This window comes from Paenibacillus psychroresistens, from assembly GCF_009728935.1.
Taxonomy (GTDB): domain Bacteria; phylum Bacillota; class Bacilli; order Paenibacillales; family NBRC-103111; genus Paenibacillus_AC; species Paenibacillus_AC psychroresistens.
Window position 1 is genome coordinate 861,235 of the sequence record NZ_CP034235.1, and the last position, 26,090, is coordinate 887,324.

Below are 26,090 nucleotides of genomic sequence, written 5' to 3' on the forward strand. Positions count from 1 at the left end.
TTGAACGTTGTTCAACTATTATATAAACATTAGTTGAACAACGTTCAACACTAGAGAAACCATTAGGAGTGGAGCTATGAAAAGTATTATTCAGTTTTCTTTGAACAACAAATTTGCGATTTGGATGATGACTATTATCATCACAGTTGCTGGTTTGTATGCAGGTGTCACGATGAAGCAAGAAACGCTGCCGAATTTGGATGTGCCGATTCTAACGATTTCGACAGTCTATCCCGGCGCTGCGCCGCAAGAGGTTGCCGATAAGGTTTCCATTCCGTTGGAGCAGAGAATTAAGAATTTAGACGGCGTGGATGTAGTAGATTCAACTTCGATGGAGAATGTTTCTTCGATTGTAGTGAACTACAAATACAGTAAGAACATTGATAAAGCATTGACGGAGCTGCGGGAAGCGATTTCCGATCTTGCTTTGCCGCAGGGCGCACAGCCAGCTAAGGTTTCCAAGCTGAGCTTGAATGCATTTCCTGTTATTTCATTGAGCATTAGCTCGAAAAATCAATCACTCGAAGAAATCTCCAAATTAATTGATACAGAAATTAAATCTAATCTAGAGGGTATTGCCGGAATAGGTACAGTTAATGTATCCGGTGAACAATTTAAGGAAGTTGCCTTAACCTTAAATCAAGCAAAAATGAAGGAAATGGGTCTCACTGAAGCTGCCCTCAAAGGTATCGTGCAAGCATCAGCGCTTAAAGTTCCGCTTGGGCTTTTTGAAATGGAGAATTCCGAGAAAAGTATTGTCGTAGATGGCAATATAACCACTTTAGATGACTTGAAGAATATCGTAATTACTTCTTCACCTAAACCTGGCACAATTTCATCGTATAAGCTGTCAGAGGTTGCTACTGTAGAATTAGTCGGGAGAGCCGATTCGATTTCACGAACTAACGGCAGTCCTTCTGTAGGAATAGATGCTACTAAATCACCGGATGCCAATACCGTAACGGTAGTTAATGCAGTTAAGAAGCAAGCCGAGCTGATTAAGACCAATCATCCAGACGTTGATGTAGTGACGATTTTTGATCAAGGCAAGCCGATTGAAGAGTCAGTCAGTACAATGCTGACCAAAGCACTATTCGGTGCATTATTCGCCGTATTGATCATCATGCTGTTCTTAAGAAATATTCGGACAACGATTATCTCGATTGTCTCCATCCCTTTATCCCTGTTAATCGCGGTCCTTTTATTGAAGCAATTCAATATTACCTTGAATACTTTGACACTTGGTGCCATGACCGTGGCCATTGGGCGGGTAGTCGATGATTCGATCGTCGTAATCGAGAATAATTACCGTCGTATGGGGCTGCATTCCGAGAAGTTAAGTGGCAAGCCGCTCGTTTTGGATGCAACACGTGAAATGTTTATGCCGATTCTTTCCTCTACTTTGGTGACAATCGCAGTATTCTTACCTTTGGGTACGGTTAGTGGTCCAATTGGCCAATTGTTCCTTCCCTTTGCTTTAACCATGGTATTCGCATTAATTGCCTCCTTGCTGGTTGCAATTACGGTTGTACCGATGCTTGCACATATGATGTTCCGCAAAGGCTTGAAGGCAAGTCAAATTCACGATGAAACACCTGGTGCAATTGCTAACTTTTATCGTCGAGTTTTAAGATGGACACTTAGCCACAAAATTATTACATTTATTATAGCGATCGTGCTTCTGGTCAGTAGTTTAGGCTTGGTTAAGGTAGTTGGAACCAGCTTTCTGCCAGACCAAGAGGATAAATATGTAGCACTAACCTATAGTCCAAGCCCTGGTAAATTATTAGAGGATACTAAGAAAACAGCTATGCAAGCAGAAGAATTCATTCTTAAACGCGCAAATGTCGAGAATTTGCAATATTCGGTAGGCGGACAAAGTCCTTTTGGTGGAGGCGGCCCGAATAAAGGTGCATTATTCTACGTGCTCTATAATACGGACACACCTGAGTTTGCCAAAGAAAGTGATTTGCTGATCGAGGAGCTTAGAAAAATTGAACCAACTGGCAAATGGGCGCCGATGGATTTTGGAGGCGGCATAGGCGGCAGCAAGCTTAGCTTATCCGTTTATGGAGATTCATTGGAAGAAATTAAACCAGCAGTGGAACAAATTCAAGGGATTATGGCTAAGGACAAGTCTTTTGAGAAAATAGAAACCAGCCAATCCAAAACCTATGAGCAATATACGATTTTGGCGGATCAGGCTAAATTAAGCAAATACGGACTGACAGCCGGACAAATCGCGATGATGTTAAGTCCAGTGCGGGATCGTCCAGCACTTACAGAAGTGAAGGTTGAAGATAAAATCTATCAGGTTTATGTAAATGTTGATCAAAAGGTTTATGGAAGCATTGCTGATATTGAGAATGCGACCATTCAATCGCCGCTTGGGGCAGTAGTACCCTTAAAGGAGCTTGTAACGGTTAAAGAAGGGACTTCAGCCAGTACGGTAACTCGTAAGGATGGTCGCTTGTTCGTTAGTGTATCCGCTGATATTACGAGCAAAGACGTAGCAAAAGCGTCAAGCAATCTGCAAAAGAAAGTCGATGAGCTCAAGCTTCCGGCGTCGATCAAAGTTGATTTTGGCGGAGTGACGGAACAAATCACGGAAACCTTTACGCAGCTTGGATTAGCGATGGCAGCGGCAGTAGCTATTGTTTATCTATTGCTCGTAATCACTTTTGGCGGGGCACTTACTCCGTTGGCGATTATTTTCTCCTTGCCGTTTATGTTAATCGGTGCTTTACTTGGACTTTATGTTGCAGGCGAAACAATCAGTGCTGCAGCAATGATGGGAGCACTGATGCTCATCGGAATTGTCGTGACGAATGCGATTGTCCTATTGGACCGCGTAAGGCACAAGGAGCAAGAAGGCTTATCTGTTCGTGAAGCTTTAATAGAAGCTGGAGGAACGAGACTTCGTCCGATTCTTATGACGGCTTTGGCTACAGTAGGCGCATTGCTTCCACTAGCTTTAGGCTTCGAGAGCTCAGGCGGAATTATCTCCAAAGGATTAGGTGTGACGGTAATTGGCGGCTTGATTAGCTCTACCTTATTAACCTTAATCATGGTTCCGATCTTCTATGAATTCTTAGCTAGATTCCGCAGCAAAATTAAAGAAGAGTCGGTCTAAAATAGGCGGTGAATTCGATTGAACGATAAAAAGAAACAAATTCTCGAAGCAGCGATTAAATGCTTTGCCGATAAAGGCTATCAGGCGACCTCCATTCAGGAGATCGCTGATTCCCTCGGGATCGCTAAGGGCTCCTTATACTTCTATTTTAAGTCTAAGGAGGATTTGCTGGTCTCGATTTGCAAGTATTATTTTGAACGGATTGTGGTTAAGTTCTGGGAAACGATGGAGGATCCTCACTTAACTCCGCGTGAGAAATTAATTAGGCAGGTGATTGACAGCTACGAACAGTTCGTTGGGCACAGTGATTTCGTCAAGGTGCTGATGAAGGAACGTTTTGAAGTCAATCAGGAAATTCATGAGCTGATCTTTTCACTAAGAGCACAGCAATTATCGGGCAATCAACAATGCATAGTTGAGCTATATGGGGAAGAAATCAGACCCGTTTCCTACGATGTGGCGACTATTTTTATCTCGATGATCAACGGGTATATGGGCTTTGTGATCATGGAGCAAATCAAGCTTGATTTCAAGATGGTATCGGAATTTCTACTCGATCGCTTGGATGACATTGTGGATGGAATGCTTGCCAAACAAACTAAACCGATTCTTAATACAGAAGAATTCGAAAAATTCTTCGCGAGTAATCCTAAATCGGGGAGAACAACGAAAGCTGCACTAGCTGAAGAGCTGCACGCGATTCGTCTAGTTGTAGAGAAGCTGAATAAGAAGCCGGAAGAGCTAGATGAGATTAACATGAGCTTGCAGGTGCTTGAAGCAGAGTTGGATAAAAAAGAGCCGCAGGTCGTCATGGTCAAAGGAATGATCGCCTTGTTAAAAAGCTTAAAAATTCCAGAGCTGAAGCGACATTTGATTGAACTCGAGGCTTATATATCTTGATCAATGATTATCAGTGATTTTGTGATAAAATCCCGGCAAGGATGCGAGTAAATGGATAGATTGTTAGGAGGAATTGAGCTTGGTACATTCACCGATTATTCTAGAAAATAGCCGACTTCGCTTAGAAATTGCCCAGCCGGGTTTGTTTTACCAAGGTACGAGGTTTGATTGGACGGGGTGGGTTACAAGTGTTGTCCTGGACGGAAAACATACCTATATGGCCAGCGAGTCACTTCAGCCAAATGAAGGCACGGGAGGACTTGGCCTTTGTAATGAGTTTGGCAACCTAACACCCGTGGGGTACAGTGATTGTGCCATTGGGGAAGATTTCCCGAAAATCGGCGTTGGTTTGCTAGAGAAGCCGGATGATGCCAGATATAATTTTTTTAGAGCTTATGGCCTTCAACCATTTGTTGTGAATGTAGAGCAGAGCGATTACTCCATTTTTTTTGAGGTTAGCCCCCTTAATAGCAGAGGCTATGAATGTACACTTAAAAAGACGATAAGCATTAAAGAAAATGGTTTAAGCATCCAGTATATTCTCCATAATTCAGGTGATAAAACAATAGAAACCGATGAATATAATCATAATTTTGTACTGGTGAATGGGAATGCAGTGGGCCCAGAGTATGTACTGCGGCTGCCTTTTGATGTTAGTGAAAGCACGGCTGCTATTGACAATGGAATCTTAGTAGATGGGGATGAATTGCGTTGGTCCAACCCGGTAGATGGGAAGTTTTATTGCCTATTTAACAAGCTTCCAGTTCAATCGCAGAACACCTGGAGGCTTACACATGAGCCCAGTGGGGTGGGAATGCAGGAATCTTTGAATGCACCATTGCATCATCTTGCCTTGTGGGGGATGCCTCATGTAGTAAGTCCAGAAATGTTTATTAGCATCTTACTTTCTCCTGGTGAAACAATGGAATGGACACGTGAATATAGCTTTTTCGCTTAAAAAAGTCGTTCACAGTTCTAAGCTGTGAACGACTTTTTAACTTACAGCTTCCACGCCGTAGGGTCCTGGAAAATCTCGAACAATAGCTCACCTGTTTTGAAATCATAGGATAATACATGACCCCGAATATCCTTCTCTTTAGCAAACCAAATGATTCTTCCTGAGGTATAATCGTAGGGAGCGATGAAAATATCTTTGAGATCTGATTCTTTAATATTCTTTTCTTTCAGCAGCTTGGCGAGCATAAACTCTTTAGTCAAGCCTTCCTCAACCAGGATGGATCCGCGTTCTTTAATCTTAGTATCTTTCCCTGTTAGCCAAACGATTTTCACTTTTCCAGCTTCATCCGTGCCTTGCAGTGATTTAAAATTAGGCCCTCCAGGATGCTCGGTACGTATCTCTTCAACGGTGGTAAGCAGCTTATGTTCCAGAACGTAGGCTCTAGCTGCCTCGTCCGATGGAAGTGGGATTTCAGTTTTTAAGTCTTCACGGTTAATCCCATAAAGCACTAAGTAAACCATGGCTGAGACCACGATAAGAATTCCAGTAATGATTAATCCAGCTTTTGCATTATTCGACATTAGTTTCAGTTCCCCTTATAGATAATTCCGTGAGCCTACTCATTTTATCAAAGCAAAGAGATTCTTACAAATAAAGCACTTGACTCTTCCCTTGGGGCAATGTTCTAAGATAAAGCTGTAGGATAATAAGAACGAGGAGCTGTGATAATGGATGTAAATTTAGCTATGACGCGTCTTACGGAAATCACGTTTATTTTTCCAAACGATCACCAGAATGAGAAGGAATGGAACCGTACATTCGGCGCACTTTTAATGGGAATTCCAAATTGCCGAGAGCTTAATTTTATGCCTGTTTCAGAAAAAAACTTACCCAGTACGTCATTTCGCGCAACTAGCGTAAATTACCCGCAGATCGTTTTAGGGACTTCGCTTCCCATTCAAGCTGTATTCGGATGTGTATCCATTAGAAATGGTATTGATCTTGCGGGTACTTGGGAGCAGCTAGCTGAAACGGAGGCAATAGACAATGTACTGAAGTCATCCGAGGTTCCAAATGATCACTCCATTACGGCGCTGTATGCTCGATTAAAAGGCCATCTTATTGACATGGATCATTCAGGGGTTAACATTCCGGTACCTCTATTCGAGAAGTCCAAGTGGGAAGAGCTGACGCAGAAGCTCTCTCAGATCACTAATATTTATCGATATCCTGGCGAAGAATGGCCCTTTATTATTCCGGCTAATGAGGAGGAATTTCAGGCTGATATAACTGATTTCTCTGCACCTCGGACTTTAAAATTTGAGCTTGTTTATGATGAGTATAACGCCTTGCCTATTCTTCAATTTGCATTGATTACTGATTTATCGAGAAATGAGCTTGAGGAAGCCTTTCCACATCCGTATGGATATGCTATCCCTGGGTTAGAAGACATTTTTCGAAGTGTAATGGTCGATTCCCCTTGGAGCAAGGATGTATTAATCCGGATTGACTTGTACTATAAAGGTAATGAAGCGGAGCTGACTGATTGGGAGACTGGCGAATGGCTGGTTAAATCAGGTGGTAGAATCAACTATTAATCGGAAAATAGCTTAGGAGGCAGGATATGCTCACGATTGGACAGATGGCAAGGATTTGCAATATTTCAACCAAAACACTTCATCATTATGAAGCTATCGGGTTGTTCATGCCGGCAGAGATTGGACAAGAAAATCAATATCGCTATTATCAGCCAGGGCAAATTGATCTTCTGCGGAAAATTGTGTTTTTTCGTTCGCTTGGCTTGGGGCTGGAGGTCATTCGTGAGCTACGTGAGAGTGGGGCGATGGCTGATGCTGCTAAAATCAATGCTATTCTGCTAGAGCATGTGGAAACCTTGCGTGAGGAAATCAGTACCCGTCAGCAGCTGTTAAATCAAGTAGAAGCTCGTATGCAGCAATTTACAATAAAAGGAGAGATTAAAATGAATTTTACCATAAAAACAGTGGAGCAATTTAGTGTAGTTGGGATGGAGCATAACAGTCAAACCAGCTCAGAAAGTATCCCGCAAATGTGGCAAAGATTTATTCTACGAGAAAACGAAATTCAAGCGAAAATTAATCCTTCCTTCAGCTACGGGATTTGCTATGGGATGGAGGGAGAGGCAATCGTTTATGTTGCGGGCTTTCAGTCCAATCATGAGCCACTGCCGGATGGGATGGTTAGAGTCATTATTCCTACACAAAAATACGCTGTTTTCACGCATAAGGGACCTTTATTCGAACCTGGTCATGATATTACGGATACTTTTGCAGAAATCCACCAAACCTGGCCTCAATATCAATTGACGCGGGCTGCCGGCGTAGATTTTGAGTTCTACGATGAGCGTTTCCTTGGTGTTGATAATGAGCTGTCCGAAGTCGATATCTATATTCCGATTGAGTAAATATGGAAATAAGTTCGTTATTAGATACATGATTTTCGCTAAAAATAGAGAAAAAGCCGGAAACCACAGCTACTAAGGAAGTTTTGGCGATAACAGCGAAAGAAGTTCGTTAATAGCGAAATTCTTTCGCTGTTCGCCTTCATTTGGGAAGTTTGATGGACAGATATAGAAAATGATATCGTTAATAACGAAATTTCTTCCTTATACATTGAGTTTTGGCAGCAGGTTGGATATGGAATCCATTTGTTTATCTATTTTTTAGCTGGAATGGCATAAGGATACTTGGAATCGTCATCTACATCGTAGAAATCGTTGCCTTTTTTATAATAGAGCTTGGTTGAACCTAAAAATGATGGTTCGCCTGTTGTTTGATAATTTCCTGCAAGGATAATAACTTGGCTGCCCTTTTGCAAATAGGCAAGCTTCTCGGAGGCTTTTTCGAAGCTCTTTATTCTGTAGTAGTAGGTTTTATAAATGTCTCTAGGATTCAAAAATATATTGTTATCTTGGGGGCTTATGTCTGTTAGAAACTGATCTCCGCTTAAACGAAGGCCATTCAAGATTTGATCCGTTTGCTCAAGCCCTTCTACTGTTGCCAGCATGGGAATAGGTACCGTTCGATATTCTATTTTCCAAAAAACAGGTGGAGTGACGAAGCTTTTGGCAATCCGCAAGCTCGTGGAAGCTGCTACTTTGGAGTCAAATAACAAATCATATAAGACTCCTCCACTGGCGAAACTTAAATAATAATGCGTCTCTTGCTGATTACCTGACTTCTTTAATGTCATATAATAGGTGATTTTAGATTTTGAATCGGGTAGGAGTCCTTCTTTTATAGCGATTTTCTGGTTCTCCTTGTAAAGAGATTCTGATTGTTCAAGTGGAATAACTGTTATTCTAGCTACTTCTTGGTTTTTTTGAGTCATGATAAGACCGCCGTCATTTGTTGTCTTTGCTTCCCAGTCCTGAGGCAGAGCAATCCGATAATTTGCAGTTTGAAAATACTTCTCGCTAGTCCCAGTGCCATCAGCCCCATCCAAACTATTGGTGCTGTAATAATCATTACCGAACAAAACTACCAAGATTATAGCAGCTAAGCTAACAGTCCCGATAACCCAATTGCGTAAGCCTCGTTTAGCCTTAACCTCGCTCGCCTTAATCTTCATCTCCACTTTATCCATAAGTGACTCTGTAAACATCCGTTTGGCAAAGGGGCGATGAGTGATATAACTATCGAAATCTGGTTCATTGTTATTCATAGATTTCTCTCTCCTTTAATTGCTTTATTGATTTGGAGCGGGCGCGATTTAAGCGAGACTTAACGGTCCCAATAGATATGTCCAAGGTGCTTGAAATTTCTTCCATAGATAATTCGTAGTGTGCATGCAAGATGAGAACTTCTCTAAATTTAATCGGTAAGCTCATTACGATGCTCCACATCTCATCCAGCTGAAATTGCGCAAAAAACTGTGATTCTGGCGAAGGCGAGGTTCCACTATTGAAAATGAAGCCTACCAAGCTAACCTTGCGGACAAAAGCGAGCTTCAGAAATGAGAGTGCGGTATTTCGTGTTATTTTGAGCAGCCATGTCTTTAAGCTGGATCCTCCACGAAAGGTAGCTATATGCTTGTAGGCTTTAAAAAACACCTCTTGAGCAATATCATCAGCAAGCGAGTGATTTTTAGTAATAAAATAAGCGTAATTCCAAATATCCTCCCCATAGAACTCCATGATATCTTTTAGCTGCGGTATTTCGATTGTGTTCATATGCTCCAGATAATCCAAGTCCATTTAATCACTCCTCACTTAAATAGACTTATCACATGGATATAAGTTCCAAGTCATGATAATGATAGCGCCTTCATTACTAAAATGGTATCATTTAGTAATTGATTTGGAAATTAGGAGGTGGCTTACACGATGGCTAAAACAACTATTGGCTTGCTGTCTCCGTTTCTAGGTGGATATTATTTTAGTGATATTACAAGCTCGATCCAAAATACAGTTCAAAGCTATGATGCTAGATTGATAGCTATTCGTTCAGCTGGGAAGAATTATGACAGTCCTATTGCACTGGATCAAGTCGATGGCTGGATTGTATTGTTGGATGCCGTCACAGATGATTATTTGCAATACCTGCATGCTGAAGTGAAAAAACCGATTGTAACTATCGCCAAGGATATTACGTCGCTGCATATAAACGGCCAGATGATTTTCTGTGATAATGAAGGTGGGATTAAACGGGCCGTTCACCATTTGGTGGGACACGGTAATCGGTCCATTGGATTCGTGGGCTATATGGAATTAGATGATATGCGCTTGCGATTTAAGGGTTATCGTGAAGCTCTTGAAGATCATCGGATTGCTTTTAATCCGGATCATGTGATCGATCCCAACGACTATGGAGTTATGGGTGGCAGACGTGCGGCTGACCTCATCATTCAAGCAGGATTTCCTTACAGAGCGGCTATAGTAGGAACAGATTTGAATGCCGTGGGTATGATAGAGAGATTCACAGAGCTTGGCTATCGAGTTCCAGAGGATTTCGCGATGATTGGTTTCGATAATTCGATTGCAGGGAAAACCAGCCATCCAAGGCTTTCAAGTGTAGATCAGAATATTGCTCGTTTGGGAGAAAGTGCGGTTAACCTATTATTTGATCAAATTCGTGATATTCCCTGTTTAACAAATCCTTATTTAGTCGAATGTGATTTAGTTGTCCGCGCTTCCTGCGGGTGTGTGGAGCCTGAGGAAACACAAGATCGAGCCATGGATCCCCTAATTACTAAGGATGAAATAGCGCATAAGTTTGAGAGCAATTACGAATTCAATAAATTTATTATGAATTATAAATTTGACGTCATCAAGGACTTAAGCTGGATTCTGGCGCCTTTTTTCCAATGGGGCTGTCTGGGCTTATGGAATGATAAAGAGAATGGCTCTCCGAAGCTCCAGATCAATCAATTCTATCATTTTCATGAAAACTATGAATTAGTAAACGTAATGAATATTGAAATGGAAAAGTTTCCACCAGATGAATTGCAAATGTATGAATCCAGTGCAGGAAGCAGTGAAATGATTTATATGCTGCCTTTTCGTGGGGAGGGCAATAATTGGTGCGTTCTAGCTTTGGGAGCAGCTTTTATGAACTATTCGAATAGAGTAGTGGCTCGAGAGACGGTGATCCATTATCTCGATATGATGGCTTATGCCTTAGAACGGCAATCGCTTCTAGAAGCGGTCAGACAGCAAAGCCTGCAGTTCAAGCTAATTGCTGAACAGCTGGAGGTCGTATCACGTACCTCGAATGATGGTATTTGGGACTGGGATATGACGACAGATGCCGTAAAATGGAATCAAAGCTTTTTTAATTTATTAGGGCTTTCCACTCCAAGCTTGTTCGAAAATATTATTCATCTGGATGACTATGCGAGCTATAAGGCAGCGTTGTTCGAGCATTTGCAGCAAAAAGCGCTTTTTGAAATTGAATTGCGGTTGCGTAAACAAGATGGAGAATATGTATGGGTGATTGCCTCTGGAGAGGTTTTATACGATGAGCACGGAAAGCCGGCTCGAATGATAGGCTCTGTAAGAGACATCTCGGACCGGAAGCACTCTGAGGTATTGATGCATAATTTGGCTTATCATGATAGCTTAACTGGTTTAACTAATCGGTTGAGCTTTTATGAGGTTATTAAAACCGCAGTTAAGCTGCGTCAGGATGAGCCATTTGCTATTCTGGTTCTAGATTTGGATCATTTTAAGAAAATAAATGATACCTACGGCCATCAAATGGGAGATCGTTTACTAGAGCATGTTGCTAAACATCTTAAAGCCCTGGTAAATCAGAATGAGCAAATTGCCCGTTTTGGCGGGGACGAATTTGTCTTGATCTATCCGTATGAGCATATGCGGGAGGTTGAAGAGTTTGCTCAATCGATTGCCTCGCAGTTTTCGACGCCGATGATCTGTGATGCCGTGCGTGTGGGAATCACGACAAGTGTTGGGATTAGCCTATACCCGACTGATGGGCAGGATGCAGATACGCTGATTCAGAAAGCGGATATTGCGATGTTTAAAGCAAAGCAAGCTGGCAAGAACAGATATGAGCTATTCTCACCGCATATGATTGAGCAAACCATGTGGCGCATCCATATGGAGAATCAACTGCAAACCGCTTTGCAGAATCATGAGTTTGTGCTTTACTACCAGCCTCAGATCGATTTGCAAACAGGTATGGTGTATGGCGCTGAAGCCTTGCTGCGTTGGGACTGCCCAGGACGCGGGATAGTTTCTCCATTGGAATTCATTGCGCTTGCAGAAGATACCAGACAGATTATCCCGATTGGCGAATGGGTTTTATTAGAAGCCTGCAGACAGAATAAACGCTGGACAGCTAAAGGATATAAGCCGATCAAGATCTCTGTAAACATTTCCGGGCAGCAGCTTAAACAAGTTGGATTTGTAGCCAATGTGAAAGCGATTATTGAGAAAACAGAAATGGACCCCCGTTATCTCATCTTCGAGATTACGGAGAGTACCATTATAGATAATTTAGAAGCCACGATTGATATGTTGAAGGAGCTTACGGCCATGGGTATCCGAATTTCATTGGATGATTTCGGTACCGGGTATTCCTCCCTCTCGATTCTGAAAAAGCTGCCAATCAGTATGGTCAAAATAGATAAATCGTTTATTTCGGAAATGACATTGGAGCATCGTGATTTGGATATCGTGAAGGCGATTATTTTTATTTCTAATAGCCTACAGCTTGAAGTGGTTGCAGAGGGCATTGAACAGAAGGTGCAATATGAATTATTAAGAGAGCTAGGCTGCCACTATATGCAAGGGTTCTATACAAGTCCTCCGCTTCCTTCCGAGCAATTTGAAGCCTTCTTATCGCTTACTCATCTGGATCTGCGTTTGTAGCTCTTTTTTCCGGCTTTAATGGTTTTTCTACGTGTAGATCTGCGTCTGCGCCGACCAGCGGAGGTCAATCCATCCCCATCTAATTTCGCTGCCGTGCTGGCCTTAGAGCCGAATGACCCCATTAATACTTTGAGCATCGGTCCCATTTGCTGCATACTCTGAATGAATTTTTGAATGCGGCCTACATGCCCCATTACCCCATCAATACCACCCATCCGGTCAATAAACCCTTTGACTTGAGTCATATTAAAGGGTAAGCCAGCTAATAAGCCGGTAGAAGCAGCGGGTGTGGCTAATGCCGTTGATTGTGCGGCTGGAGCAAAGCCATTAAAGCTGCTAACACCGGGATAGGGCTGCTGCCCTTGAAAGCCAGCACCATAATAGGGCTGCTGCTGAACTAAACCGTCGGAGAAGAAGGGATCTTGGCGTGTATTATTGAATTCATTTGGTTTCACTGGATTCACAATCCTTTTTTTACTATAATTTATGATGTAGGCAAATGATTGGATTGGACGTTTGTCACGGTTTTGTAGGTTTTATTGCTTTTAGTACGTAAAAGCTGATAAGTTTACTAAAGTAAAGCAGGGATTCTTCGGCAAAATGTCGAAAGCTTAGCATAATGAAAAGATTAACTGGAGGTTTGAAGACGGATGCAATTGAAAAAATTAAACGATAAAGCGATTGACCAATTATTTGAAGCTGTTCTAACATTAAAGGATGTTGAGGAATGCTATATTTTCTTCGACGACTTATGTACAGTAAATGAAATTCAGTCTCTCTCTCAGCGCTTGGAAGTCGCTCGTATGCTGCGTAAAGGGAGTACCTATAATCAGATCGAAGCGGAAACTGGCGCAAGCACTGCGACTATTTCACGTGTGAAGCGTTGTTTAAATTATGGCAATGATGGCTATAAATTATCATTAGAACGATTAGACCGTTAGAGAGGGCTCCCATGATTAAATACGGCGTTCTGGTCATCAGCCATGGCTCGCGCAATGCGGAATGGGTTGAATTGGTTGATCAAGCGGTTGCTGCTATTGAAATAGATTCAGATATATCTATACCGATCTATTCTTCTTATCTAGAGCTAATTGAAGGCAGACTTATTCAGGATGGCATTTACAGCTTAGAGCAGCAAGGCGTGACGGATATTCTGGTCATTCCGTTATTCGTTTCCTCGGGCAGTACGCATATAGATGAGATAAGTTATGCTTTGGGAGTTATCCCGGAACCTAATCTAGAAACAGATATGGTTCCATTAGTGATTCAAGCTCGGATTCATTTTGGCTCACCGATCGATGATGATGAGGAAATTACTCAAATTATATATAGCAAAATACAAGCATTATCCCAGCAGCCCGATCATGAAATTGTACTCTTAATTGGGCATGGCAGTGTGGAGAAGGGCTTTCACCTGCGCTGGCGCAAAGGTCTCGAATTACTGGCTGCCCGCTTGAAGCTTCGCGGCGGTTTTGATGAAGTTGATGTGGCAATGTTGCTACCTGATCAAGTGAAGCGTAAAATGAAGACATGGGCTCTAAAAAAGCCAAAACATACGATTATTGTCGCGCCGCTTTTCCTGAGCGAGGGTTATTTCACAAATCAGGTCATTCCATTGCGCATGCAAGGGTTCATATATAAATATAATGGTAAGGCGATGCTTCCGCACCCACTCATTTCTAGATGGATGGAGAAGCAAATTCGTCAGATGATAGGAAAAATGGGTGGTAATTAGATGGCCAAACGAGCAAGACTGATTTATAACCCTTCCTCCGGGCGCGAGGAAATGAAGAAAAAGCTGCCAGATATACTCCAAAGGCTGGAGCGCGGCGGCTTGGAAACCTCAACACATGCCACAATCGGTGAAGGCGATGCAACTCTAGCTGCTGCGGATGCCGTGGAACGCGGCTTTGATGTTATAATTGCTGCAGGTGGAGACGGCACATTAAACGAAGTGGTCAACGGGATGGCAGAGAAATCGCATCGTCCGCTTCTGGGCATAATGCCTTTGGGCACAACCAATGATTTTGCGCGTGCGCTTTCGATCCCACGCAGGTGGGAAGCAGCATGCGACATCATTATTGAACAATATGCGCGTCCCATTGATGTTGGCAAGGTCAATCAGCGGTATTTTATCAACATTGCCGGTGGGGGTTCGATGACAGAGCTTACCTACGAGGTGCCCAGCAAGATGAAAACCATGATCGGCCAGCTGGCGTACTATATGAAGGGGCTTGAGAAGCTCCCGCGCCTGCGCCCAATCGAGGTATACATTAAATCACCAGAGATGGATCTCCATGAGCAGGTCATGCTGTTCATCATTGCTAACAGCAACTCTGTTGGCGGCTTTGAGAAATTGGCTCCAGAAGCTAGCTTGGACGACGGACTATTTGATGTATTCATTCTTAAGAAGTGCAACCTTGTCGAGTTTATCCGTGTTGCCAGTGCAGCACTGCGTGGTGAGCATATCAATGACCCGAACATGATCTATTTCAAAACCAACAGCATTCAAGTGACCTCGCCCGATTACGTGCAAATCAACTTGGATGGAGAATTCGGCGGCACCTTACCATGCATGTTCTCCATGCTTCCTTCGCATATTAACATCATCGTTGACCAAACAGGCAATTCCACATATAAGGGTAAGAATGGGTTTTGAGGTTGGGAAGAGTGAAGATTGATAAGAGTAAATGAGCTAACAATACAAGCGGGCAAAGCGGAAACAAGAGCACGAGTTGAAGATGATTTAAGGGGTTAATGGTTAGAGGGATTAATTTCGCTGATGTTGCTTGGGTGCTGTACATCGGGGAATTAGCTGCTTTTGGAGCAACTAAATCAATGGGATACTAAGTATTTTGGAATTAGTTGCTTTTGAGGCAGCTAATTGGGATAAATAAGCTAATTTACTGATAATATCAGCATTTAGTTGCTCTAAAGGCAGCTAAATTTAATCATTAAACAACTCTTAAGAAATTAGTTGCTCTAAAAGCACCTAATTACTTGCTAACTCGCAAGTATTTTAGAAACAAATTTATTGAAAAAGTCCCTCTTGTTATAAGGGGAAAAGTGGAGTGATTGAGATGGCTAAGGCAAAAGGTGGAACAGGGCGAGGTACGGACAAAAAAGGTTGGACTCGCTGGGGTACGAAAAGCACGGTTAGAGATAATAGCAAGGACAACGTTATAGCTAAAGGACCGGTTACAGAGAAGGCTAAGAAAGAAGTTAGAGTAAACGCTAAGGATTCTCATGCGTCTAGCGGCAATACGGCTAATAATATGGATTTCAATCCTAACGTAAAGAGTAAAGAGTAAAGAAAAAAGTGCTAAGAGTAAACAACTAGCTAGAGAATGAGAACAGCTTAGGCAATCAGGAGGATTTAAAGATGAAGGTTAAAGATGAACGTGATACGAAAATCATTCCCGTCGAGAAGAATGGGGAGTATGTTGCGGACATTATTGGAATAGGACACGAAGGCGAAGGGGTGGGCCGTGTAGACGGCTTTACCCTTTTTATTCATGGTGCTTTGCCAGGCGAGCAGGTGCTTGTGCGTGTCGTGAAGCTGAAGAAGCAGTTTGGGTACGGCAAGCTGATTAAGGTGCTTAAAGTGAGTCCGGAGCGGGTTGAAGCTCCTTGTACAATATATAAGCAATGCGGTGGTTGTCAGCTTCAGCATCTTAGTTATGAAGGGCAGCTTAAATATAAAAGACAGATGGTAGTCGATAGCTTGGAGCGGATTGGTAAGTTGGCTGTTCGGCATTCAGGGGAAGAGCGAAGCCAAGGACAGGGAGTTAAGTTAGGGGAAGAAGGGATTCTTGTCCATCCTACGATTGGGATGTCGGATCCGTGGCGTTATCGCAATAAGGCACAGGTGCCTATTGCTCAAGTGGATGGCAATCTCGTTGGTGGATTTTATGCTCAAGGCAGCCATCGGATTATTGATATGGATACCTGTTTGATCCAGCACGAGAATAATGATGAGGTAATTCGTCGAGTAAAGTCTATTTCCCGGGAAATGGGGATATCTGCGTACGACGAGGCGACACATAAAGGCTTATTGCGTCATGTAGTAGTGAAAATCGGGGTTCGCACAGGCGAAATGATGCTTGTGTTAGTAACGAACGGTGAGACTATACCTCATGTTGAAACATTAATCATGAAGATTCGTCATAAAATACCGAATGTCAAAAGCATTTGCCACAACGTGAACCGCGAGAAAACCAACGTTATATTTGGTAATCGCACAAGTGTGTTGTGGGGCGCTGAGTTCATTCATGACTATATCGGAGATATCAAGTTCGAGATATCGGCACGCAGCTTCTATCAGGTTAATCCAATTCAAACCGAAGTGCTTTATCAAAAAGCACTCGACTATGCCGGCTTAACCGGCAATGAAATTGTCATCGATGCCTATTGCGGCATTGGGACGATTTCGCTCTTTCTTGCGAAGAATGCGCGGCATGTCTACGGCGTTGAGATCGTCGGCGAAGCGATTGCCGATGCCCGCCGCAATGCGAAGCTGAATGATCTCCGCAACGTGAGCTTTGCCGTGGGCAAAGCAGAGGAGATCATTCCCGCGTGGCGTGCGGATGGCATCGTCCCTGACGTCATCGTCGTGGACCCGCCGCGCAAGGGCTGCGAGCCGGAGCTGCTCGAGACAATGTTAGAGATGCGCCCCAAGCGCATCGTCTACGTCTCGTGCAACCCCGCCACGCTCGCGCGTGACCTCACCCGCCTTGTCGAAGGCGGGTATGTTGTCACCGAGGCTCAGCCGGTGGATATGTTCCCTCACACGGTTCATGTGGAGGCGGTTGTACTACTTGTGAGGAATAGTAATTTGTAACACTAATCCTTAAACTAATAGGGGTTATTATACATCGTATTAATTATTTGCTAATAATAACAGAGTTAATAATTAGTTATTAATATAATAAACAAATATAGACTTAAATATTGCATATACTATTTTGGCTAATATTGATATGATGAATTTAGTAAACAAGCAAAATAAATGTTGAATAATGATAAAATTCTATTTGTATTTTAGGAATTGGATGCAATTTCTATAATAGACTTTATCGAGATAGCTAAGACCGAATCATTAATAATAGATATAATTAAAATATATACGAGATTATATTATGAGGGTAGCCGTATAGTATTAATGGACAAAAAGATTCGAAGCTAATTTCTAGCCAGAGTAGGAATATCCTCAGTAAAGTGTTTTATAAATGGAATTGTTGATTTTTACAAATAAAAAATATAAAATAGAACATATGTTTCTAATTGGGGGGCAGTGACAATTGTGTCGGAAATATAGGTTCCATTTTTGTTGTTATTTGGATTATTAAAATACATTTTAAATTGGAGGAAACAAAGTGGAAATTATTGAGAAGGAAATTAATATTCATATAGCCCCAATTATTCCTGAAGGTAAAATTTGTGATTATATTGATAAAACATTTAGAAATGATACACCGGAAGAATATGTGAGGCAAACAATTGAAAAAAGGTTAGTTAACGAACATAAGTATACTAGAGATCGCATTAATGTTGAATTTACAATAAAACTTGGGTCCAATAAGCCGAGAATTGATATTGGAATTTTTCCAGAGAATTGTACCGAGTTTATTCAAGAGAACATTAAAATTATTGTTGAATGTAAAAGAGAAGCAGTTGAAATCAACAATAAAAAGGAAGGGATAGAACAGTTAAAATCGTACATGTCTGCATGTCCGAATTGTGAATGGGGAATGTGGACAAATGGTAAAAGCAAAGAAGTGTTTAGAAAAGTAATTAATAATGGACATATAATATTTGAAGAATATATAGATATACCATCTGCTTTTGGTTCAATTGAAGATATAGATAGACCTAAGCGGGATACATTAAAAAACGCAGTAGTAGACAATCTCTTATTTACATTTAAAACTTGTCATAATCATATTTACATTACTGATGGGTTGCAAAAACAACCTGCATTTTTTGAGTTTTTAAAAATTATCTTTTGCAAGATAGAGGATGAAAGAAATTTGCCACATCCATTGCAATTTTATACAACCTCTGCTGAGAGGTCAAATCCAGATGGACAATTAACAGTAAAAAAAAGAATATCGAAAATATTTGAAGGTGTGAAAAAAAAGTACGGAAAAATATTTGAAGCCAATGATGTTATCAATTTACAGCCTAGAAGTCTAGCTTATATAGTCAGTGAGTTACAAAAATATAGTCTCTTGAATACAAATATCGATATAAAGGGTAAGGCATATGAGGAATTGGTTGGCGCAAATTTACGTGGAGATAGAGGTGAGTTTTTCACACCTAGAAATATAATGAAAATGACCGTTGAAATGATAGCGCCTAAAATGCATGAAAAAGTCTTAGATTCATCATGTGGGACTGGAGGTTTTCTTGTTACTGCAATGAATTATGTGATTAAACAATTAGATAAAGAACTTACAGTTGCATTAGGAAAGTCAAGCTCTAAATGGAATTATGATGAGATAAAGATTTACCAGGAAAAGATTTCAGAAATAGCATCGAGTAATTTTTACGGTTTTGATATAAATCCAGACTTAGTCAAAGCTACAAAAATGAATATGGTCATGAATAATGATGGAAGTGGCAACATTCTTAGGAATGATTCATTATTACCTCCACATGAATGGACCGAGGAGTTTAAAACGAAACTAGCTGAAGCACTTCAAATAGATCCATCAGAATTAAGGAATTCTAAAAGTATAGGTTATTTCGATGTAATTCTGACTAATCCCCCTTTTGGTAGTAAAATACCAATTAAAGACCCACATATTCTTGAACAATTTGAGCTAGGATATATTTGGGTAAGACAGGGAAAAGGCTGGGTAAAAACAAATAGACTTCAATCATCGGTTCCACCCGAGCAACTATTTATTGAGAGATGTTGGCAACTGTTAAAACAAGGTGGAAGAATGGGAATTGTATTGCCAGATTCTATTTTAGGTTCTCCTGGATTAGCATATATACGTCAATGGCTAATAAAAAACACTATTATTATATCAAGTATTGATTTGCATGTAGATACATTTCAACCAAGGAACGGTACACAAACATCAGTATTATTTCTTCAAAAAAAGACGCGAGAAGAAGTTGATCAGGAAGAAAAAAGTGGGCAAATGCAGGATTATAATATATTCATGGCAATGGTAGATAAAGTTGGACATGATAAAAGAGGCAATGCAACATTTAAAAGAGATGCATATGGCAATGAAATATTAATACCTGAGTCAAGTCTGGTAGATGATATGGGTGAAAATTCAGAAGATGAAAATGGTGGAAAATCGGAAGCGATGATAAAATTAATTGATGATCAAACAGATCTTGTTCCAAATACATTTAGAAAATGGAAAGAACTAGAGGGGATTACATGGTGAATAATGTATTTAAGAATGAATTTAAATATATTCAAGATAATATTAATTTACCAAATGAAGAGATTAGGTGGTCATCAGTAGGATTATCAAATATAGTAGATAAAGATTTTAGATTAGAAGCAAGTGTTTACGATATTGAAGGGAAAACCGTAAGATCAATTCTAAGTTTGTGTAAATGGGAATTAACTACTATTTCTGGAGAAAATGGACTTTCGGATGCTTATCATAGAGCACGCTTTAAGAGAATCTGGGTAGAAAAATCGGATTATCCTATTTATCAACCATCTCAAGTTACAGAGATTAATCCAAAACCTACTAACTTTATTTCAGAAAAGACTAATACTGATATTGAATCACTAAGAGTGAAAAAGGGACAATTATTATTAACTTGCTCTGGTACTATTGGAAACTGTACAGTTGTAAGTGATTCTTTAGATAATAAAATATTCAGTCATGATTTAATTCGAATTAATTTTCATTCTAAATATGATTGCGGATATACCTATGCTTTTTTAAAAACTAAAATAGGAAAGGTACTTTTAAATACAAATAGTTATGGAGCGGTAATATCTCATATTGAACCAGAGCATTTGGATAACATTCCGATACCTAATCCTCCGGATAATATAAAAAAACAAATTCACGATGATATAATAAAATCCTTTGAACTAAGGGATCTGTCTAATTTGTTAATTGAAGAGGCTGAAAGTATCCTTATTACGGAACTAAAACTACCACCTATTGAAGAGATGGGGGAAGATTATTTTGATTGTACAGAAAAGTTGCGAAGCTACTCGGTAAAATTAAGTGATTTAAATTTACGAATAGATGCTTCAAATCATATACCTATAGTTGATGCTTTACTTACTCATCTTCATAGTAATAGTAAAGAAGTCATTAAAGTAGGCGATGAGAGATTAAGTAAAGCTGTTTTCTTACCGGGGAGATTTAAACGTATTTATGTTGAAGAAGGTCAAGGAACTGCCTTTTTTGGTGGTAAGCAAATTACAGAACTTGCACCATCAGCTGATAAATATTTATCATTTAATCAACACACTGAAAGATTGAAAAATGAATTGTTGTTAAAGGAAAATTCAATACTAATATCTAGAAGTGGAACAATTGGGAAATTAGCCTTGGTTCCAAAACATTGGGAAGGCTGGTCTGCTAGCGAAGATTTGATTAGGATATTTCCAAGTAGTAATAAAGTTGCAGGTTATTTATATTCCTTCTTGAATTCGCCTTATGGTCAAAAGATCATTGAGAGATTTATATATGGGTCAGTCCAGGATCATGTGGAAGATATTCATGTAAGACAAATTGAAATACCGATTATCAATGATGATAATAAGTTTTTACAAATTAATAATTTAATATTAGAAGCAAACAGTAATAGGTTTGAAGCCTATAAATTAGAGCAAAGAGCAATTAATATGGTGTATGATGAAGTAATTAATAAAAAAGATTGAAAATAAAACTAAATTTAAGTCTATAAGTAAAGAACCCAATCGACATCATAGTCGCTTGGGTTCTTCTGCATTTTAAATAGATTACTACTCAATCCCATTACTATTAATAAACTTACCATGTTTCAATACGTATTCTAACGCCAAGTTAGTTAATTCGTTACGAGAACGGTTGCTTTTATTAATAAGTTGATCCTGCATTTGCTTTTCAATTCCTATCCAAATCGTTAACGATTTATCTTCTTTTGGTGTAATTATAAATTCATCATTGCTCGTGTAAGTCACCTCAATCAATGGTATAGCCATAGATTGTATTGTTATAATATTGCAATTTGTATTCTTTAGTGAATACCAATATGTATTGATATGCTAGAATAGAAATAAATCTAACTATTTAGATTGAAAGAAAGTGTTATATAAGTGGAATTCCCATCATGCTTTACTGTAGAAATTGATATTTATTAGTTTCTTTATCCGGAATTTGAGTAAAGAGAAACGAGCTTAATATCGTACAATGAAAGAGTCTTGGACATTGTTAGAGGAACTGAAAAAAGAATGGATTTACAAAAAAGCAAGACATGAAGGACGGTGCTCAATTGATAGCATCGTACTGTCTTAGAGCCGAGTTGAATGTTTCCCTTAAAGGGTTTTATAACTAAACGTTGAATAATCTCTAATCTGGAATAATTATGCACAATTTGACTAAGGACCATTTATAATAGACTAGAATAAGGATTATTATAATATCTTGTAAGAGTATTTTATAAAACGCATGTGCGGTACAACATCTTCGAAACATATTGATAAATAAAGTAAATACAAGGAGGAACAAAAGTGAGCAACTGGATTTTTCAAGGGAACCCTAAACATTTCGATATAGATACTTATTTACATGAAAATGTGTTACTTCAGTGGGATGTACGCCAAAAGCATTTTAAGGATGAAATGCAGATTAACGATCCGGTATTCATCTGGAGATCAGATGGAGACCAGAAGAATTCCGGCGGTGTTATTGGATTGAGTCATATTGCGGGATTGCCGCAATACGATGAGGAAAGAGAATGTTGGACCGTACAATTAAGATTACAAGAGCAACGGATATCTCCAGAATTGGGAATGCTTCATCGCTACGAGCTGAAAGACTGGCCAGAGACGTCTATACTACCCATTTTCAAGATTAACCAGAACACCAATTATAAGCTTACTGATAACGAATATGAAACCTTATTAGAATTATGGAAAACTCCAGGTCTATTAAATGAGAAATCCAGTATGTCGAATTTGGAAAAGTATTTGCACGTTTTTCGAAAACAAGCTGCTAAATGGTTTGAGAGCTGTGATTTTCTTGGTGAGAATGATACTTTTTTTCAGACATTTAAAGATCCTAATCGGTTGAAGGTAATGGAATGGATTGACTTTCAAGGATTAGGTAAACATATCAACGCATTTGTTAGTATGCCGCTTGCTCGTGGAAAAGCATTGGGCAATATGAATGGACCCATTGAAAAGTATCGTAGTAGCTTTCAATATCTATTGTATGATAAGGCTCCGCTTGCAGAGAGAATGAAAAGGTTTGCAACGGATGAGAAATATAAATTATTTGGTATTGGTAATAGCTCTGTAAGTGAAATTATCGGTAGTGTATTCCCAGATGAATATTGTTTCTATAATCAGCGGGATAAGGTTGCAGTTGAGAATATATTATTATTTGATCCGGGCTATGCTCGTGGAGACTCTTTTGCAGATAAGTTCATCAAGTTTCAAAATTGTCTGAAGAAAGAGGATGTTGTTGGGAAATATATAGAGATCGTGGGAAAACAGACAAAGCTGCCTATATATTTGGAAATCGATCAGTTTTTTAGTTTCTTATATGTCAATTATGGGAAGAAAGTTGAAGCTGTACCAGTAAATGAACCAAACGTTCAGCACTGGTTGTTAGCTGCAGGGGAAAATTCTGATCAATGGGAAGACTTTCGAGATAATAATCTTATTGCTATTGGCTGGAGTGAGCTTGGAGATCTGCAGCAGTATCAATCCAAGCAGGAGATCACAGACAAACTGAAGGAACTTCACAATGTACCACATAATCCTACTAATGTTGCACTTGCCAATTATCAGTTTGTCAAAGATATGAAGGTTGGAGATTACGTCATTATTAAGAAAGGTAAACGCACTATCATTGCCTATGGGCAAATCACATCTGATTACAGATATGACCTAGCGCGTTCCAACTATAAATCTGTTCGATCGGTGGAATGGTTGTCCATAGGGACTTGGAACTTCTCCCCAATAGATGAATCCACGCTTGCAACGAAGACATTGACTAACCTCACTCCCTATGAGGATTACCTCAAGGAAATCCTTGTACTAATAGAGAATCCAATTGTAACAATAACGGGCGTAGAGCCACCTAGTCCAGATGATGCTCCACCATATTCTTTAGAACAATTACTTGAGGAAGTATTCCTCTCCGCTGACCAAAGCGAAGAAATAAAGGCTGCCCTTACATTCAAGAAAAATTTAATCTTGCAAGGTCCTCCAGGCGTAGGGAAAACATTCGTGGCCAAACGTCTAGCTTACTATCACAACGGTGTGAGGGATGATAGTCGAATCAGCATGATTCAGTTTCACCAATCCTACTCCTATGAGGATTTTATTCAGGGCTATAAGCCTGTAGTCAGTGGTGGATTCGCTCTCAAGAACGGGATATTCTATGACTTCTGTCAGAAGGCAACGAAGGATCCTGATCATAATTACTATCTAATCATTGATGAAATAAATCGTGGTAACCTATCCAAGATATTTGGCGAAGTCATGATGTTGATTGAGAGTGATAAACGTTCCAAAGCTTACTCAGTTAAATTGACATACTCGGATGATAGTGAACAATTCTATATCCCTGTCAACCTTTACTTAATAGGAACGATGAATACGGCGGATCGTTCACTAGCATTGGTAGATTATGCACTGAGAAGAAGATTTGCATTTGTCTCTATCGAGCCAGCTTTTGGGACTGTTTCATTTAAGGAATTTCTGCAGAGCAAAGGTATCAGCCAAGGCTTTATCCAGAAAATCGTTACTTCGCTCAATGAGATTAACAGGGAAATCACAGAGGATCGAGTCAACTTGGGAAAAGGATACGAAATCGGACACAGTTACTTCTGTCCATATGAAACTATCATGGATGAGGAAGTTTGGTTTAGAAGAATTCTCAAGCTTGAAGTGGAACCCTTACTTCGGGAGTATTGGTTCGATGACGAAGATAAAGTGAGGAATCTTCTTGAAAGAGCCTAGTCGCATACCAATTCGTAATCTCTATTATATGCTCTGTTATGCTTGGGACCGACTTGACGAAAGTGAACAGCAGAATGCAGATCAGGAGGATGCTAAGGACATCTATGATCTATTTACTCGCCTCCTGATCGATCGTGTTTCATCCATGCTAAAAAAAGGGTTGTACCGGGAGTATCACCCTATTGAGGAGGAGAGCTCAACGCTTCGGGGAAAGCTACAATTTGCTCCCTCTGTGCGTGCACTGACTCATCTCCGAAGCAAGATGGTCATCAGTTATGATGAGTTAAGTACGAACTTAATTCATAATCGAATTGTGAAATCAACGTTGCATTTACTTCTCAAGGTCAAGGAGTTAAACGTTTCTCACAAGGAACGAATAGCTGGTTTGTATAATCATTTTCAAGAAGTATCACTTATCAAGCTTAACGATTCTGTATTCCAGCAAGCCAAGGTCCATCGTAATAATAGGCATTACGGATTTGTATTGCAGATATGTCGATTAATTTATCATGGTTTACTGGTAAACGAAGAGGATGGAACCTGTCGGTTTTCTGATTTTGAACGAGATCACAAGAAGATGGCTGAACTGTTTGAGCAATTCACGAGGAATTTTTACAAAAAAGAACTTAAGGATTATTGGGTGCATAGTGAGAAAATAGATTGGGATGAAGATACGAATACCCCGGGATCTTACTTGCCGATAATGAGGACCGATATCTCCATTGATAAAGATCATGTTAAATGGATTATCGATACAAAATTCTATGGCACCACCCTCTCTACGGGAAGATTTGGAAATAAAACGATCAGGAGTAACAATCTATATCAGATCTACTCCTATCTGAGGAACATAGAGAAACGCAACCCTAGTAAAGTTCTTAAGGGTGCTTTGCTATATCCAAAGGTAGATCAATCACTCAGTCTTACTTATCAGTTGTCGGGTCATGAAGTAAAGATTTATACCGTCGACCTATCTGCAAGTTGGCCGTCGATTCATCAAAGATTGCTTGAGTTGGTGGGTTTGAGTGGGTGATGCAACATGAAGTATTTGCAGTATTGGTTTAAAAATGTGCATAAAAACGGCAAATGAAAGTACTCCAATGTCGCGTTTTTATGTAATTTTTTTGTGTTTTAATGAGTAAATAAATTGTGATTTAATAGGAGAGGTAAAGATACTTCCCAAAGGAGAAGACTTGAAGAAGAATCTAAATAGCATGTATACATCTTTAATACTCGCAGCATTTTTGTTTATTGATATTTTGTTTGCAAATCACAAACGCCTAGCCCTTAAAGGACGGCGTAGCCGTTTACCCTCGAAGTCTTATTATGGATTGTATTCAAGGATGAGGAAGCAAGAGACCGAGCGGCTCTTCTTATTCATGATCTGCAAGATTTAGGAATACACAGCACTACCTTTTCCTTTACCATGAGTGGGGATATATGTGTATAAATAGGGGACGAAACGAAGAATATCTACTTGATTGCTGACCAAGAATGGAAAAAAAGTAGCTAAGTAAACAATGGTTAGGTATAGAGCTTCTTCCATGTTAAAATCAAA

Annotated in this window: 20 protein-coding genes; 15 read left to right on the forward strand and 5 right to left on the reverse strand. The window is 40.0% G+C overall.

What is annotated here, in order from left to right:
* The first annotated feature begins 76 nt into the window (after positions 1 to 76).
* From EHS13_RS04060 to EHS13_RS04070, 3 genes are all read left to right on the forward strand, one after another.
* Positions 77 to 3,133: an efflux RND transporter permease subunit gene (locus EHS13_RS04060; RefSeq protein WP_155699139.1), complete on the forward strand. Its 3,057-nt coding sequence runs from the start codon at positions 77 to 79 to the stop codon at positions 3,131 to 3,133.
* Between the two features lie 18 nt (positions 3,134 to 3,151).
* Complete coding sequence (locus EHS13_RS04065; protein WP_162462947.1) at positions 3,152 to 4,033, forward strand: TetR/AcrR family transcriptional regulator; 882 nt, start codon at positions 3,152 to 3,154, stop codon at positions 4,031 to 4,033.
* 79 nt (positions 4,034 to 4,112) lie between these two features.
* Entirely contained in the window at positions 4,113 to 4,991 is an 879-nt protein-coding gene (locus EHS13_RS04070; RefSeq protein ID WP_155699141.1) for a hypothetical protein, read from the forward strand.
* 41 nt (positions 4,992 to 5,032) lie between these two features.
* Here the strand turns inward: EHS13_RS04070 and EHS13_RS04075 are convergent, their stop codons facing one another.
* Entirely contained in the window at positions 5,033 to 5,572 is a 540-nt protein-coding gene (locus tag EHS13_RS04075) for a hypothetical protein (protein WP_155699142.1), read from the reverse strand.
* Between the two features lie 147 nt (positions 5,573 to 5,719).
* Between EHS13_RS04075 and EHS13_RS04080 the strand changes: the two genes are divergently transcribed.
* Positions 5,720 to 6,589: a hypothetical protein gene (locus EHS13_RS04080; protein WP_155699143.1), complete on the forward strand. Its 870-nt coding sequence runs from the start codon at positions 5,720 to 5,722 to the stop codon at positions 6,587 to 6,589.
* Positions 6,590 to 6,615: 26 nt separating this feature from the next.
* Positions 6,616 to 7,434, forward strand: coding sequence for a MerR family transcriptional regulator (locus tag EHS13_RS04085; protein ID WP_155699144.1), 819 nt, complete (start codon positions 6,616 to 6,618; stop codon positions 7,432 to 7,434).
* A 251-nt stretch (positions 7,435 to 7,685) separates the two neighbouring features.
* Here the strand turns inward: EHS13_RS04085 and EHS13_RS04090 are convergent, their stop codons facing one another.
* Positions 7,686 to 8,693 carry a hypothetical protein gene (locus EHS13_RS04090; protein ID WP_155699145.1) on the reverse strand — a complete coding sequence of 336 codons (1,008 nt, stop codon included), beginning with the start codon at positions 8,691 to 8,693 and terminating at the stop codon, positions 7,686 to 7,688.
* Complete coding sequence (locus EHS13_RS04095; protein ID WP_155699146.1) at positions 8,686 to 9,225, reverse strand: RNA polymerase sigma factor; 540 nt, start codon at positions 9,223 to 9,225, stop codon at positions 8,686 to 8,688. Before EHS13_RS04095 ends, EHS13_RS04090 begins: the two co-directional genes overlap by 8 nt.
* Before the next feature lie 129 nt (positions 9,226 to 9,354).
* Between EHS13_RS04095 and EHS13_RS04100 the strand changes: the two genes are divergently transcribed.
* A complete protein-coding gene (locus tag EHS13_RS04100; RefSeq protein ID WP_155699147.1) occupies positions 9,355 to 12,363 on the forward strand; it encodes an EAL domain-containing protein in 3,009 nt (1,002 codons plus the stop codon).
* Here the strand turns inward: EHS13_RS04100 and EHS13_RS04105 are convergent.
* Complete coding sequence (locus tag EHS13_RS04105; protein ID WP_155699148.1) at positions 12,342 to 12,818, reverse strand: aminotransferase; 477 nt, start codon at positions 12,816 to 12,818, stop codon at positions 12,342 to 12,344. The genes EHS13_RS04100 and EHS13_RS04105 overlap by 22 nt on opposite strands.
* Before the next feature lie 195 nt (positions 12,819 to 13,013).
* On the opposite strand from EHS13_RS04105, the gene EHS13_RS04110 reads away from it, so the two are divergent.
* The 7 genes from EHS13_RS04110 to EHS13_RS04140 all read left to right on the forward strand — a co-directional run bounded on the left by EHS13_RS04110 (position 13,014) and on the right by EHS13_RS04140 (position 21,241).
* On the forward strand, positions 13,014 to 13,304 hold the full coding sequence (locus EHS13_RS04110) for a YerC/YecD family TrpR-related protein (RefSeq protein ID WP_155699149.1): 291 nt from the start codon (positions 13,014 to 13,016) through the stop codon (positions 13,302 to 13,304).
* A gap of 11 nt (positions 13,305 to 13,315) precedes the next feature.
* The gene (locus tag EHS13_RS04115) at positions 13,316 to 14,098 is read left to right on the forward strand and encodes a sirohydrochlorin chelatase (RefSeq protein WP_155699150.1); all 783 of its coding nucleotides are present in this window, start codon (positions 13,316 to 13,318) and stop codon (positions 14,096 to 14,098) included.
* Positions 14,099 to 15,022: a diacylglycerol kinase gene (locus EHS13_RS04120; protein WP_155699151.1), complete on the forward strand. Its 924-nt coding sequence runs from the start codon at positions 14,099 to 14,101 to the stop codon at positions 15,020 to 15,022.
* A gap of 421 nt (positions 15,023 to 15,443) precedes the next feature.
* A complete protein-coding gene (locus tag EHS13_RS04125; protein ID WP_155699152.1) occupies positions 15,444 to 15,674 on the forward strand; it encodes a DUF3934 family protein in 231 nt (76 codons plus the stop codon).
* Positions 15,675 to 15,745: 71 nt separating this feature from the next.
* The gene (gene rlmD, locus EHS13_RS04130) at positions 15,746 to 17,203 is read left to right on the forward strand and encodes a 23S rRNA (uracil(1939)-C(5))-methyltransferase RlmD (protein WP_155699153.1); all 1,458 of its coding nucleotides are present in this window, start codon (positions 15,746 to 15,748) and stop codon (positions 17,201 to 17,203) included.
* A 535-nt stretch (positions 17,204 to 17,738) separates the two neighbouring features.
* Positions 17,739 to 19,772: a type I restriction-modification system subunit M gene (locus EHS13_RS04135; protein ID WP_227013779.1), complete on the forward strand. Its 2,034-nt coding sequence runs from the start codon at positions 17,739 to 17,741 to the stop codon at positions 19,770 to 19,772.
* Positions 19,766 to 21,241 carry a restriction endonuclease subunit S gene (locus EHS13_RS04140; protein ID WP_162462948.1) on the forward strand — a complete coding sequence of 492 codons (1,476 nt, stop codon included), beginning with the start codon at positions 19,766 to 19,768 and terminating at the stop codon, positions 21,239 to 21,241. The genes EHS13_RS04135 and EHS13_RS04140 overlap by 7 nt, the downstream gene beginning before the upstream one ends.
* An 84-nt stretch (positions 21,242 to 21,325) precedes the next feature.
* Here EHS13_RS04140 and EHS13_RS36585 read toward each other — a convergent pair whose 3' ends face one another.
* Positions 21,326 to 21,544 (reverse strand): CopG family transcriptional regulator, encoded by a 219-nt coding sequence (locus tag EHS13_RS36585; RefSeq protein WP_155699155.1) that lies wholly within the window; start codon positions 21,542 to 21,544, stop codon positions 21,326 to 21,328.
* A gap of 528 nt (positions 21,545 to 22,072) precedes the next feature.
* Between EHS13_RS36585 and EHS13_RS04150 the strand changes: the two genes are divergently transcribed.
* Positions 22,073 to 24,532 (forward strand): AAA family ATPase, encoded by a 2,460-nt coding sequence (locus EHS13_RS04150; RefSeq protein WP_155699156.1) that lies wholly within the window; start codon positions 22,073 to 22,075, stop codon positions 24,530 to 24,532.
* On the forward strand, positions 24,519 to 25,565 hold the full coding sequence (gene mcrC / locus EHS13_RS04155) for a 5-methylcytosine-specific restriction endonuclease system specificity protein McrC (RefSeq protein WP_155699157.1): 1,047 nt from the start codon (positions 24,519 to 24,521) through the stop codon (positions 25,563 to 25,565). The genes EHS13_RS04150 and mcrC overlap by 14 nt, the downstream gene beginning before the upstream one ends.
* The last annotated feature ends 525 nt before the right edge of the window (positions 25,566 to 26,090 follow it).

Bases quoted from the DNA above. Each gene is read 5' to 3' on its own strand.
- rlmD (WP_155699153.1), top strand. From the start codon at position 15,746: ATGAAGGTTAAAGATGAACGTGATACGAAAATCATTCCCGTCGAGAAG.
- EHS13_RS04115 (WP_155699150.1), top strand. From the start codon at position 13,316: ATGATTAAATACGGCGTTCTGGTCATCAGCCATGGCTCGCGCAATGCG.
- EHS13_RS04125 (WP_155699152.1), top strand. From the start codon at position 15,444: ATGGCTAAGGCAAAAGGTGGAACAGGGCGAGGTACGGACAAAAAAGGT.
- EHS13_RS04120 (WP_155699151.1), top strand. From the start codon at position 14,099: ATGGCCAAACGAGCAAGACTGATTTATAACCCTTCCTCCGGGCGCGAG.
- EHS13_RS36585 (WP_155699155.1), bottom strand. From the start codon at position 21,544: ATGGCTATACCATTGATTGAGGTGACTTACACGAGCAATGATGAATTT.
- EHS13_RS04085 (WP_155699144.1), top strand. From the start codon at position 6,616: ATGCTCACGATTGGACAGATGGCAAGGATTTGCAATATTTCAACCAAA.
- EHS13_RS04080 (WP_155699143.1), top strand. From the start codon at position 5,720: ATGGATGTAAATTTAGCTATGACGCGTCTTACGGAAATCACGTTTATT.
- EHS13_RS04095 (WP_155699146.1), bottom strand. From the start codon at position 9,225: ATGGACTTGGATTATCTGGAGCATATGAACACAATCGAAATACCGCAG.
- EHS13_RS04140 (WP_162462948.1), top strand. From the start codon at position 19,766: ATGGTGAATAATGTATTTAAGAATGAATTTAAATATATTCAAGATAAT.
- EHS13_RS04075 (WP_155699142.1), bottom strand. From the start codon at position 5,572: ATGTCGAATAATGCAAAAGCTGGATTAATCATTACTGGAATTCTTATC.
- EHS13_RS04110 (WP_155699149.1), top strand. From the start codon at position 13,014: ATGCAATTGAAAAAATTAAACGATAAAGCGATTGACCAATTATTTGAA.
- EHS13_RS04100 (WP_155699147.1), top strand. From the start codon at position 9,355: ATGGCTAAAACAACTATTGGCTTGCTGTCTCCGTTTCTAGGTGGATAT.
- EHS13_RS04090 (WP_155699145.1), bottom strand. From the start codon at position 8,693: ATGAATAACAATGAACCAGATTTCGATAGTTATATCACTCATCGCCCC.
- EHS13_RS04060 (WP_155699139.1), top strand. From the start codon at position 77: ATGAAAAGTATTATTCAGTTTTCTTTGAACAACAAATTTGCGATTTGG.